At 55.8% G+C, this 12,480-nt stretch carries 13 protein-coding genes; 2 read left to right on the top strand and 11 right to left on the bottom strand.

The genetic code is table 11. The features are described 5' to 3' along the window. Positions 1 to 7 precede the first annotated feature (7 nt). The 6 genes from RCF31_RS19255 to prmB all read right to left on the bottom strand — a co-directional run bounded on the left by RCF31_RS19255 (position 8) and on the right by prmB (position 4,656). Positions 8 to 289, bottom strand: coding sequence for a YfcL family protein (locus tag RCF31_RS19255; protein WP_416411998.1), 282 nt, complete (start codon positions 287 to 289; stop codon positions 8 to 10). Between the two features lie 62 nt (positions 290 to 351). Then, positions 352 to 897: an elongation factor P hydroxylase gene (locus RCF31_RS19250; RefSeq protein WP_416411997.1), complete on the bottom strand. Its 546-nt coding sequence runs from the start codon at positions 895 to 897 to the stop codon at positions 352 to 354. A gap of 67 nt (positions 898 to 964) precedes the next feature. Then, a complete protein-coding gene (locus RCF31_RS19245) occupies positions 965 to 1,762 on the bottom strand; it encodes a sulfite exporter TauE/SafE family protein (protein WP_416411996.1) in 798 nt (265 codons plus the stop codon). A gap of 8 nt (positions 1,763 to 1,770) precedes the next feature. Next, the gene (gene mepA / locus RCF31_RS19240; RefSeq protein ID WP_299449228.1) at positions 1,771 to 2,595 is read right to left on the bottom strand and encodes a penicillin-insensitive murein endopeptidase; all 825 of its coding nucleotides are present in this window, start codon (positions 2,593 to 2,595) and stop codon (positions 1,771 to 1,773) included. A gap of 4 nt (positions 2,596 to 2,599) precedes the next feature. Beyond that, positions 2,600 to 3,685 carry a chorismate synthase gene (aroC, locus tag RCF31_RS19235; protein WP_416411995.1) on the bottom strand — a complete coding sequence of 362 codons (1,086 nt, stop codon included), beginning with the start codon at positions 3,683 to 3,685 and terminating at the stop codon, positions 2,600 to 2,602. 38 nt (positions 3,686 to 3,723) lie between these two features. Further along, positions 3,724 to 4,656 (bottom strand): 50S ribosomal protein L3 N(5)-glutamine methyltransferase, encoded by a 933-nt coding sequence (prmB, locus tag RCF31_RS19230; protein WP_299449204.1) that lies wholly within the window; start codon positions 4,654 to 4,656, stop codon positions 3,724 to 3,726. Positions 4,657 to 4,815: 159 nt separating this feature from the next. On the opposite strand from prmB, the gene smrB reads away from it, so the two are divergent. Next, on the top strand, positions 4,816 to 5,364 hold the full coding sequence (gene smrB, locus RCF31_RS19225; protein ID WP_208715946.1) for an endonuclease SmrB: 549 nt from the start codon (positions 4,816 to 4,818) through the stop codon (positions 5,362 to 5,364). A gap of 34 nt (positions 5,365 to 5,398) precedes the next feature. On the opposite strand, the gene sixA is transcribed toward smrB, so the two are convergent. The 4 genes from sixA to RCF31_RS19205 form a co-directional block, all read right to left on the bottom strand. Beyond that, positions 5,399 to 5,881: a phosphohistidine phosphatase SixA gene (gene sixA, locus RCF31_RS19220; protein WP_299449197.1), complete on the bottom strand. Its 483-nt coding sequence runs from the start codon at positions 5,879 to 5,881 to the stop codon at positions 5,399 to 5,401. Positions 5,882 to 6,076: 195 nt separating this feature from the next. Next, positions 6,077 to 8,206 carry a fatty acid oxidation complex subunit alpha FadJ gene (gene fadJ, locus RCF31_RS19215; RefSeq protein ID WP_416411994.1) on the bottom strand — a complete coding sequence of 710 codons (2,130 nt, stop codon included), beginning with the start codon at positions 8,204 to 8,206 and terminating at the stop codon, positions 6,077 to 6,079. Further along, positions 8,206 to 9,516, bottom strand: a complete 1,311-nt coding sequence (fadI, locus tag RCF31_RS19210) for an acetyl-CoA C-acyltransferase FadI (RefSeq protein ID WP_416411993.1) — start codon at positions 9,514 to 9,516, stop codon at positions 8,206 to 8,208. Before fadI ends, fadJ begins: the two co-directional genes overlap by 1 nt. A 171-nt stretch (positions 9,517 to 9,687) precedes the next feature. Continuing rightward, positions 9,688 to 9,984 carry a YfcZ/YiiS family protein gene (locus tag RCF31_RS19205; protein ID WP_299449188.1) on the bottom strand — a complete coding sequence of 99 codons (297 nt, stop codon included), beginning with the start codon at positions 9,982 to 9,984 and terminating at the stop codon, positions 9,688 to 9,690. 357 nt (positions 9,985 to 10,341) lie between these two features. Here RCF31_RS19205 and fadL point away from each other — a divergent pair, with 357 nt between their 5' ends. Next, positions 10,342 to 11,622, top strand: coding sequence for a long-chain fatty acid transporter FadL (fadL, locus tag RCF31_RS19200; RefSeq protein WP_299449186.1), 1,281 nt, complete (start codon positions 10,342 to 10,344; stop codon positions 11,620 to 11,622). 66 nt (positions 11,623 to 11,688) lie between these two features. On the opposite strand, the gene mlaA is transcribed toward fadL, so the two are convergent. Continuing rightward, positions 11,689 to 12,456: a phospholipid-binding lipoprotein MlaA gene (mlaA, locus tag RCF31_RS19195; RefSeq protein ID WP_299449183.1), complete on the bottom strand. Its 768-nt coding sequence runs from the start codon at positions 12,454 to 12,456 to the stop codon at positions 11,689 to 11,691. Positions 12,457 to 12,480: the final 24 nt, after the last annotated feature.

Below are 12,480 nucleotides of genomic sequence, written 5' to 3'. Positions count from 1 at the left end.
CGATTGATCAGGCAGACTTGCGCGCCTGGCTAAACAGATTATCCCACATGCTAACCACCAGCGCCTGGTCACGCGGCGACAGTTCACCCGCCGCAATGGCTTTTTGCAGGCTGTGGGTCACCTGAAGCTGCAATGCTTCCGGCGTGTGTTCACCGGTTTGCTCAATCTCCGCCACTGCCAGCGTCAGATGTCCGCGCAGATAACCGCCCGCAAAAAGCTCGTCGTCACTGGCGTGGTCTACCATATCGTCAATCAGTGCCAGAATGCGTGACTCAAACTCTACGATCATGTTTATCCTCTAATTAAACCCGCGCGATAAATCGCGCCGCTACAGTATGATGTCATTGCTGATTATAGATCTTCCGGCCAGGGAAAATGTGCTGCCGTCAGAGCAGGCGTGCCGTAATAATCGGTTAATGCCTGAATAAAACGCGCCGGACGCGCCGGGATGCCTTGCTCAAGGTAAGTCATCACCTGGGCATGCACCTTGCGCTGAAACGCAATGCGATCTGGCTCACAATCTCCTTCGAGATTGTCACAACTTACGTTGAAGGGAAAGCCCGCCGCCACACAAAACAACCACTCCAGCGCCTGCGGTTTGATCTCTACCGATTCAAACTGGCTTTGCGTCTGCGCATCGCGCCCATCCGGGCAATACCAGTAACCAAAATCCACCAGCTTGCGCCGCTCGGCTCCCGCGATGCACCAGTGAGAAATTTCATGCAACCCACTGGCGTAAAAGCCGTGGGCAAACACCACACGGTGCCACGGCGATGCCTCATCAGCGGGAAGATAGATGGGTTCATCGTCGCCTTTAATTAGACGTGTCTGAAACTCGTCCTGAAAGCAGCTATCGAACACGCTAATCAGCTGCTCGTAATGATGTGTTGTACTCATGATGTCATTGTTCTGTTGAAAACCGGCGTCATTGTCGCATCGGTTGCCACTATTGACGAGTGTTTGATCACAGGGTGGCCATCCATGCCAGCAGCGCGCTACCGTGGCTATCCCATAACAGTTTGGCGCTCATCACCGCTGACACCGTCACCACCATCGGGCGGATCAGTTTCTGTCCACGGCTCAGCACCAGACGCGCGCCGAGCCTGGCACCGCAAAACGCGCCCAGCAGCATGATAAGCCCGGTGCCCCACACCACTTTGCCGCCAAACATAAAGAACAGCAGGCTGCCAAAGTTGGAGGTGAAATTGAGAATTTTGGCGTGTGCGGTGGCTTTTGCCAGGTTGAAGCCGCATAAGATGACGAAGGCCAGTGCATAGAACGAACCCGCACCGGGACCAAAGAAGCCATCGTAAAAACCGACGCAACCGCCGCCCACCAGCGCATAGGCCAAACCGTGCAGGCGCTGCGCGCGATCCTGTTCGCCGATGCGCGGCATCAGCAGGAACCACAGCCCGATACCGATTAGCAGCAGCGGCAGCATCTGGCGCAACACGTCGGCATGCATATGCTGAATCAGCAACGCGCCGCACACCGCGCCGACAAAGGTCATGGCGATATTCAGCCGCTGCGCATGTAGCCTCACCGCGCCGCGCCGCACAAAGTAAAGGCTGGCGGAGAAAGATCCGCCAACCGATTGCAGTTTATTGGTGGCTAACGCCTGAGCGGGAGAAAGTCCTGCCGCCAGCAGCGACGGCAGAGTTAGCAGGCCACCGCCACCGGCGATGGAATCAATAAATGCTGCCAGAACCGACACACCAAACAACACGACCAGCACCAAAGGGCTGGCGACGAACCATTCCATGGGTATTCCTACAGAAGATGTTTATCAAGCAGCGCCTGGCAAGAAGGTGGCAACGGCGGCGGTTCTTTTTTGACCGGTGGCGTACTGCCCGGTTTTTTCGGCAGGAACCAGCTGTCCAGCTCAGCGCCACAGCCATCGCCTGGCGGAGGCGGGGCCTGATCCTGACACTCCAGGCTACCTGGCGGGCAACGCAGACGGACATGCATATGGGCGCGATGGGCAAACCACGGGCGCACTTTATTCAGCCAGGCACGATCACTGCCTGCGTCGGCACAAAGCTGTTTTTTAATTGCCGGATTGACGAAGATACGCGTCACTTCATCATCTTTCGCCGCCAGTTTGATTAGGCTATCAATCTGCGGCTGCCAGTGGCGCGCCACCACCTGTTTGCCGTCGGGAGCGACCAGATCGAGTGGCTGCGGCTGCAGCAGTTGCTGCGCTGTCCAGCGGCTTTGCGGCAATTGCAGCCAGATATCGACATCCAGGCCGGTCTGATGGCTGGCGTGACCGCTGCTAAAACGCCCACCCGCTGCCATCCCCATATCGCCAATCAGCACCTGCCCCAGTTGCAGTTGATGCACCTGGGTACTGAGACGCTGGATAAAGGCGATCAGGTCCGGATGGCCGTAATAGCGACGCTGGTCCTGACGCATTACCTGGTAGTTGGGTGAATTTAGCGGCAATTGCTCAGCACCAACAATACAACCGTTGGCAAAGCTGCCAATCGACTGCGGCGCACCGCTAATCGGTTGATAAATTTGCTGCCAGGGTGTGGCGGCCCCGGCAACCGCACTGCACAGCAGCGCGGCAAGAGTCAGCAGCAGGCGACGCATCGATTTACCAGCGCGGAACAGTGGAGTTAACGTCAGCGCACTGCGCACGCTGGCGCAGCAGATGATCCATCAGCACGATCGCCATCATCGCTTCCGCAATCGGCACCGCACGGATACCCACACAAGGGTCGTGACGTCCTTTGGTGATCATCTCAACTTCTTCACCATCACGGGTGATGGTTTTTCCCGGTACGGTGATGCTGGAGGTCGGTTTCATCGCCAGGTTGGCGCTGATGGTCTGACCGCTGCTGATGCCGCCGAGAATGCCACCCGCGTGGTTGCTCTGGAAGCCATTGGCGCGGATTTCATCACGATGCTGGCTGCCACGCTGGTTCACCACCGCGAAGCCGTCGCCAATTTCCACCCCTTTCACCGCATTGATGCTCATCAGCGCATGCGCCAGATCCGCATCCAGGCGATCAAACACCGGTTCACCCAGGCCCGGCGGCACGTTTTCCGCCATTACCGTCACTTTGGCACCGATGGAATCGCCTTCTTTTTTCAGCGCGCGCATCAGTTCATCCAGCGCTTCCAGCCTGGAAGCATCCGGGCAAAAGAACGGGTTTTCTTCGACGATGCTCCAGTCCTTCAGCTCACAGGCCACATCGCCAATCTGTGCCAGATAGCCACGCACCTGAATACCGTATTTCATTTGCAGGTATTTTTTCGCGATGGCACCGGCTGCCACACGCATTGCCGTTTCGCGCGCCGAAGAACGGCCACCGCCACGGTAGTCGCGCAGACCATATTTCTGTTCGTAGGTGTAATCCGCATGGCCGGGACGGAACAGGTCTTTAATGGCGCTGTAGTCCTGTGAACGCTGGTCGGTGTTCTCAATCAGCAGGCCGATTGAAGTTCCGGTGGTGACGCCTTCAAACACACCCGACAAAATTTTCACCTGATCCGGCTCGCGACGCTGCGTGGTGTAGCGCGATGTACCAGGACGGCGACGATCGAGGTCGTGCTGAATATCGGCTTCGGTCAGTGGAATGCCGGGCGGCACACCATCAACAATGCAGCCCAGCGCAATACCGTGCGACTCGCCAAACGTGGTTACTCGAAAAAATTGTCCGATGCTGTTTCCGGCCATGGTAATTCCTTGTTGCGGGCGAACACTCGCCCTCGTTTTTAGTCTTTGAAGAAAGAGAAGTGATGCTGCGCATCAACAATTTGCTGACGGGTCAACATAAATACGCCGTCGCCACCGTTGTCGAACTCCAGCCAGGTAAAGGGCACATCAGGATACTGTTCAATCATATGCACCATGCTGTTACCCACTTCGCAAATCAGCACGCCCTGCTCGCTCAGATAATCCGGCGCACAGGCGAGAATGCGGCGCACCAGCTTCAGGCCATCGCTGCCTGCCGCCAGACCCAGCTCCGGCTCGTGGCGATATTCACCCGGCAGATCGTCCATATCTTCCGCATCCACATACGGCGGGTTGGTGACGATCAGATCGTATTTCACGCCCGGCAGACCACGGAACAAATCGGCGCGGATCGGCGTCACATGGTTGAGCAAACCGTGTTCTTCAATATTACGTTCCGCTACCGCCAGCGCGTCAGTGGAGATATCCACCGCGTCCACTTCGGCTTCCGGGAAAGCGTAAGCACAGGCAATGGCGATGCAACCGCTGCCGGTACACATGTCGAGAATATGTGCCGGATTATCGCCAATCAACCCGGCGAAGCGGTTTTCAATCAATTCACCAATTGGCGAACGCGGCACCAGCACGCGCTCATCGACATAAAATTCGTGGCCGCAGAACCAGGCTTTGTTGGTGAGATAGGCCACCGGAATGCGCTCGTTAACGCGACGAATTACGCGCTCCACGATGCGATGGCGTTCGCTGGCCGTCAGGCGCGCATGACGCATATCTTCCGGGATATCAAGCGGCAGCCAGAGGGTGGGCAGGACCAGTTGTACCGCTTCGTCCCAGGGGTTATCTGTGCCGTGACCATACCAGATACCGGCCGCGGAAAAACGGCTGACAGCCCAGCGCAACATATCCTGAATGGTGTGCAGTTCATTGACTGCCTCATCGACGAAAATTTTGTCCACGTAGCCCTCCAGCAGGCCATAAAATCAATCGGCCGATAGTTTGCCACGAAGCCGGGCAGAATTCAGCGCGGCAAGGTGAAAAAGCTGACATTTGTTAACACTTAAAGGTAAGGTATGGCATCGGGTTCCCCCGCCATTTCTGATGATATCTATTGAGACATGAGTAAGAAGACGCCGCTAAGCCAGGACGATCAGGCGCTGTTTCGCCAGTTAATGAGCGGAACGCGCAAAATGAAACAGGACACCATCGTGCATAAACCGGTGGTGAAAACGCGCGAAGTGCCGCTGAAAAGGCTGCTTTCCGAACAGGCCGACAACAGCCATTACTTCTCCGACGAGTTTCAGCCGTTGTTGTCCAGCGACGGTCCGATGCGCTACGTACGCGCTGACGTCAGCCATTATGAGCTGAAAAAACTGCGCCGTGGCGACTATACCCCGGAAATTTTTCTTGATCTGCACGGCTTAACCCAGATGCAGGCCAAACAGGAACTCGGTGCGTTAATTGCCGCCTGCCGTCGTGAGCATCTGTTTTGCGCCAGCGTGATGACCGGGCACGGTAAACACATCCTCAAGCAGCAAACGCCGCTGTGGCTGGCACAACATCCGTGGGTGATGGCATTCCATCAGGCACCGAAAATGTTTGGCGGCGACGCCGCGCTGCTGGTGCTGATTGAAGTAGAAGAGTGGCAACCGCCAGAACTGCCATAAAAAATCAGGGCCGCACAGGCGGCCCACAGCGGGATTACATCGCTTTAGCCAATTTCGATGGACTGACCTGCCATTCCAGCTTGCCTTCGCAGGCTACCGGGTCAAAATTGACACAGGCAATCGCCGAAGTGGCAAACATCGGCGGTGTTTCCTGCGGGCAGAGTTCAGAAACCAGATATCCCACCAACGGCAGATGCGAAATCACCAGCACCGATTTCACGCCTTCGTTCGCCAGTGCCTGTAAATAACAGGCCACCAGTCCCGGATCGCCCCCTGGCGTCAGCTCTGGCAACACATCCTGCTCTTCCGGCAGAGTCAGAGCTTCACGTACCGTTGCAAGGGTTTGCCCGGCACGCAGATAGGGGCTTACCAGCACCCGTTCGATATCCAGCGCCTGGCCGTTAAGCCAGCTCGCCATCTGGCGTGATTCGTCGCATCCACAGATCGTGAGTGGCCGGACTGAATCACTTGCTGCTTCCAGAGCCGCATCGCCATGACGCATGATAAAAACTTGCATAAAGCACCGCTGTTGTTTGTCGATATCGTCCGGTACCACAGCACCAGACGCTTCATTCTGCGAATGAACGCTGTGTTTTACCGCAATGGCTTCAGTATAGTCAACCGGTTGTTTATTAAATAAGCATATCTCGGAATGCTACCGCGTAAGCCATTTCTTAGCAGGCTATCTAACCCGCTGAATCTGTAAGCCTATTCAGATTTGTGCAGAAATGTAAAATTTCGTTTGTTGTTGTAGCGCCGTCATCAGGGCGTCACAAGGGGTGAAACGATCGCCATGGCGCTGCATTAAAGCGTTTAATGTATTGACCATCTCCCCGGCCCCGCGCTGATCCATATAATGGAAAGGCCCGCCGAGAAAGGGGGGAAAACCAATACCAAATACGGCGGCAATATCGCCGTCGCGTGCGCTACGAATCACGCCTTCGTCCAGACAACGTGCGGCCTCGTTCAGCATCATCATCACGCAACGCGTAGCAATTTGTAACTCACTCTGCTGCGCCTGCGGTTTAATCCCCAGCAGACTGTAAATCGACGCATCGGCTTTGCGTTTCGTCGGCCAGCGGCTGCGCTGGTATAAATAAAAGCCTTTGCCGTTTTTACGCCCTTTACGATCGTCGGCCAGAATCTTCCCGACTGCCTCGGGGGCGCTGAAACGTTCACCATAAGCCTGTTGCAGAATCGGGCTGATTTTACTGCCAACGTCGATACCGACTTCATCCAGCAGTTGCAACGGCCCTACCGGAAATCCAAACTTCACCAGCGCCCGATCGATATGTTCAATCGGCTCACCTTCCAGCAGGCAGCGCATCGCTTCATTTATATAGGGCGCGAGAATGCGATTGACGTAAAACCCCGGCCTGTCCGCCACCACCACTGCGGTTTTACCCAGCTCACGCGCCAGTTGCACCGTGGTCGCCAGCGTCTCCTCCGAAGTGCCATCATGGGGAATCACCTCCACCAGCGGCATTTTATCCACCGGACTAAAGAAATGCAGGCCGATAACGTTTTCCGGGCGCTGCGCATGGGCCGCAATGTCACCAATCGGCAGCGATGAGGTGTTAGACGCAAAAATGGTATGTGGCTGACAATGGTTTTCAATGTCCGCCACCATTTGCTGCTTCAGCGTCAAATCTTCAAATACCGCCTCAATCACCAGCTCGCGCCGGGCGAAGCCCTGATAATCCTGGCTGCCGCTGATTAACGCCATCTGCTGCTGGCGCTGCGCAGCATTGATCTGCCGACGCTTCAGGCGTTGAGTCAGTCGATCCCAGCTGTACTGCAACGCATGGTTGATGCCGCTGAGATTAATATCGCGGATGCGTACCGGCAATCCGGCATTCAGCGCCGTTACGCTGGCAATGCCCCCGCCCATCAGGCCGCCGCCTAATACGCCGATATGCGTTAACTCACGCGGCGTGGCGGCGGCAAAAGCCTCTTTCTTCATCGCCGTGGAGGCAAAAAACAGGCTGCGTAGCGCGGCGGATTCGCGGGTCATCGCCAGCTGACCAAAAGCTCGCGCCTCTGCTTCGTGACCGGCACTGCTGCCCTGCTCCAGCCCGATACGTACCACCTGCAAAATACGATCGGCAGCCGGATAGTTGCCGTGGGTTTTGCTGTCGGTTTGACGTTTTGCCAGCGCGAACAACAGATGCCTGGCGATCGGCCCCTGCATCAGCCGGTCGCGGCAGGGTAGCGTTCGCAGCGTCTTTTTACCCTGCAGTATCCTTGCTACGGCCGTTTCCAGCAGAATAGCTTGTGGCACCGCATCATCCACGATCCCCAGCTTCAATGCCTGTTTTGCCCGCAATTGTTTACCGGTCAGGATCAACGGTAGCGCCTGCTGCACACCAATCAGCCGTGGCAGCCGCTGCGTGCCTCCGGAGCCAGGCAGTAAGCCCAGCTGGACTTCCGGCAGGCCGAGACGGGTTTTATCATCCAGCGAACAGATACGCGCGTCGCATGCCAGCGCCAGTTCGAGACCGCCGCCGAGACAGGCACCATGGATCGCCGCCACCACCGGAAAAGGCAGCGCGGCAATATTCGCCATCACTTCCTGCCCCTGACGCGCCAGCGCTTCAGCTTCTTCGGCGGTAGTACAACGATCAATCATGCTGATATCCGCCCCGGCGATAAAGTTATCGCGCTTGCCGGAAATCAATACCAGCCCGGCCAGCTGTGGGTCACGCCGTGCTTCAGCCAGCACCGCCATAATCTGCGGGACAAACTCTGCCTTCAGGGTGTTCATCTTTTCACCCGGCACATCGATGGTGATTACGCCGATATGGTCGAGGCGCATGTGCAGGTGGAATGCGGAATCACTCATTATTCGGCCTCCAGTACCATAGCTGTCCCTAATCCACCCGCTGCGCAGGCGGTAACCAGCCCCAGCCCGCCACCACGCCGCCGCAGTTCCTGCAAGGTTTGGGTGATCATGCGCGCACCGGTAGCCGCAAAGGGATGTCCATAGGCGATCGACCCGCCCAGCACGTTGAATCGTTCTTCATTCACTTCACCGAGGGCGTGTGGGCGGTTGAGCACCTCGCGCGCGAAACGCTCATCATTGAACATTTTCAGATTCGCCAGCGTCTGTGCCGCGAAGGCTTCATGCATGTCAATCAGAGTGAGATCGTTCAGGCTCACACCCGCACGTTCCAGCGCCAGCGGCGAAGCATAAGCCGGTCCCAGCAGCATATCCTGCCAGACATCAATGGCGCTGAAGGCGTAGCTGCGCAGGTAGCCAAGCGGCGTGATGCCCAGCTCACGGGCACGACCTTCACGCATCAGGATCACCGCCGCCGCGCCATCGGTCAGCGGCGTGCTGTTAGCTGCCGTCACCGTACCGTGACGACGATCGAATGCCGGACGCAATCGGGCATAATCAGCCGCGCTGGCGTTGAAGCGTACATTGTTATCCTGTTCGACCGGCGCTTTCCACGGCGGCACAAAGGCGGGCATCACTTCCTGCACCAGCACACCCGATTCCCACGCACGCGCAGCACGTTGGTGTGAACGCAGGGCTAACGCATCCTGCTGTTCACGGGTAATGCCATGGGTTTTTGCCATCTGTTCTGCGGTATCCCCCATGCGCAGACCAGTGGAATACTCCGCGACAGCGGGTGGCACCGGCAGCAGGTCACGTGGACGCAGACGGCGCAAAATCTGTAATTTCTGGCTGAAGCGACGCGCTTTGTTGAGATCGACCAATGCGCGCGCCAGGGTTTTGCTGACGCCAATCGGCAATACGGATGAGGAATCAGCACCGCCAGCGATCCCGGCATCGATGCTGCCCGCCATCAGGCTTTCCGCCACATTTGCCACTGCCTGGAAGCTGGTAGCGCAGGCACGGCTGACGCTGTAAGCATCGGTGTGCACGCTCAGGCCGCTGCTCAGCACGATTTCACGAGCGATATTCGGGGCCTCCGGCATCTGCACCACCTGGCCAAACACCAGTTGATCGATGACGTCCACCGGCAGTTCACTGCGCGCCATGAGTTCACTCACCACCATCCTTCCCAGCTCCAGCGCCGGAATGCCATGAAAATCACTCGCCTGGCGGGCAAAAGGAGTACGAAGACCGTGGGTTATGGCGATGCGTTCGCCCTGACGCGTCAGCAGCGGCTGCGCTTTGCTCATCGACTGTCACCTGTGCTATTTGACCGGGGCGTCATTGCCCAAAGAGGTCTGACCTGATCATCAGTGTTAACCAGGAGCGCGTAAGTCGCCAATATGCAGAGAGAAAAAGTGCGAGGAGAAACACGAAATTGAAAAACGCTGCCGGAAGGGTGTCCGGCAGACGAGGGAGGATTAACGCAGACCGAGCTGGAAGATCAACGCTTCTGCCTGGCAGGCAAAGGTGAAATCGATATTCAGACGCACACCGGCGGCTTCTTCATCAAAGCGTGCGCGGATATCACAGGGTTCGGATTCAACCTGGCGCGCCCGGTCACTCAAATGTTTGAGCATGACTTCCGCCGCGTGACGGTCAGCAAACAATCCAGACCAGCTGGCAGCGCAGTCGGTGTTATCCATGACGGTGCCAACATCCACACAGCAGCAGGCAGCTGTTTCGTTCGCACTACAGTTTTTAATGGCATCAGTCATCGTCTTCTCCTGATGATAAAACAGACAAAAAGGGATTATTTCTGCCTCAAAGTGTACGCCTGATACCTCACCATCGCCACGCACAGTCTGCTAAGTGACGAATATCACACTACAAATTGATCCAGAACAAATTTGACTCGCTATGCTCAAAGCTGATGGCAAAGATTTTGTTAAGCAGATCTGATTTTATCGATCAAACTGGAAATATTTTAAAAACAATATTGCAACAATGACACAGGTCCGACCTATACTCGTCGCACTGGTCTGATATGTGTCTTTGTCGTCAGTCCCTACAATCCGCCGTCCCTTGTTACGCGATGTAACAACGTTCAATAATAATCATATGAGGTTGTGGTCATGAACCATAAGAACCTGTTTGCAAAGTCGGCTGTGGCAGCTGCAGTGGCGCTCGTCTCTTCTCATGTTTATGCTGCGGGCTTTCAACTTAACGAATTTTCAGCAATTGGATTAGGTCGTGCATATTCGGGTGAAGGAGCAATGGGGGATACCGCCGCCTCCGCCAGCCGTAACCCGGCAACGATGGCATTGATGGATCGTCCTTCCTTCTCCATCGGCGCGGTTTATATTGATCCTGACGTCAATATCAGCGGCACCAGCCCTACCGGCCGCAGCCTTGATGCAAAAAATATCGCCCCTAATCAGTGGGTCCCCAATATCCATTATGTCCATCCGATTAATGATCAATGGTGGGTTGGAGCATCTGTTACCTCCAATTATGGATTGGCAACCGAATTTAATGACGGTTACACCGCAGGGGCTTATGGCGGCACTACCGATCTGACTACCGGTAATTTTAACCTCAGTACCGCCTATCGTCTGAATGAACACTTCAGCTTCGGTGTCGGTTTTGATGCGGTCTATGCAAAAGCGAAAATCGAACGTTACGCCGGTGAATCAGGCGCGGCACTCGGTATTCCGGCCGATACGCAAATCGCCCGCCTGAAAGGCAACGAATGGGGCTATGGCTGGAATGCCGGTATTTTGTACGAAGTGGATAAAAATAACCGCTTTGGCTTTACCTATCGCTCAGAAGTGAAAATCGACTTCGACGGCGAATATAAAAGCAACCTGCCAACCTATATCAACCCGATTAACCAGGCACTGGGTTTAGGTCTGCCGTATGCGACAGGCGGTTCGACCATTCCAGGTTCTCTGACACTGAATCTGCCGGAAATGTGGGAAGTATCGGGCTGGCATAAAGTCGCGCCACAATGGGCAGTGCACTACAGCCTGACCTATACCAGCTGGAGCCAGTTCCAGGCGCTGGACGCCACTAATAATGGCCAGACCCTGTTCTACAAAAACGAAGGTTTCCGCGATGCCTACCGTATCGCACTGGGTACGACCTACTTCTATGACGATAACTGGACCTTCCGTGCCGGTATCGCCTTCGATGATAGCCCGGTTCCAGCTGAAAACCGCTCCATCTCTATCCCGGACCAGGATCGCCTGTGGCTGAGCGCCGGTGCATCTTATGCGTTCAATCAGGATGCTTCGGTGGATGTAGGGGTTTCTTACATGCACGGTCAGAACGTCACCATTCAGGAAGGGAACTACACCTTCAGATCTGAAGGTAAGGCGATGTTGTATGGCGCGAACTTTAACTACAAGTTCTAATCATGATGTTTGAGGGCAAAAGCGCCCGGCAAATAAAAAAGCGGCTATTGCAGCCGCTTTTTTTATTTATTGCGCATCAATCTCGTTGAGATCACCCTGAATCGCTTTCGCGTTCGGGTTCTCTTCCGGCTTCAGCTTACCGCCACTGGCAAGGAAATCATTGCGCTGGAAATAAGCGTTACGCACAAACGCATAAGGATCCTGCTGCTGACGCAGGATGGCGTCGGAATCAAGCAACTGGGCACGGGTCTCGACCCCTTCCAGCGTCCATTTCCCGATCGACATCGGCCAGGTGAGCCAGCTTAGCACCGGATAGAGGGTATCAACATAATCCCCCCCATCCTGGCGTAAAGTAAAGCTGCCGTAAGCAGGCAGTTCTACATAAGGCCCATAACCCACGCCATAGCGACCCAGCGTGCTGCCAAAGCGATGCGGTTCTTCACGCGCCAGCTCCGGATTCGCTTTACCTGCCACATCGATAAAACCACCCAACCCTAACGTGGTGTTCAGGAAGAAACGCGTAAAGTGGATCATCGCGCGACGCGGCTCGCCAGTCAGAAAGGCGTTGAGCATGCTCGCCGGTTCGTCGAGGTTGCCGAGGAAATTACTCAGCCCGGTACGCGCAGGTACTGGCACATAATCGCGCCAGGCCACCGCTACCGGACGCACCACATAAGGATCCAGCACGTTGTAGTTGAAGTTAAACATCGTGCGGTTAAAGCCTTCAAACGGATCGCTGCGCTGCGCAGTTTGATCGTTGTCAGCCGGTTTGGAACTGGCACATCCCACCAGCAATACACTGGCCAGCGCCAGACCGGTCAGGCGGTAATTCATTCTTATCTCCCTGTGCGTGAAAAT

It is taken from the genome of Pantoea sp. App145, from assembly GCF_047947045.1.
Classification (GTDB): domain Bacteria; phylum Pseudomonadota; class Gammaproteobacteria; order Enterobacterales; family Enterobacteriaceae; genus Pantoea.
This window is presented reverse-complemented; position numbering and strand designations above follow the sequence as displayed.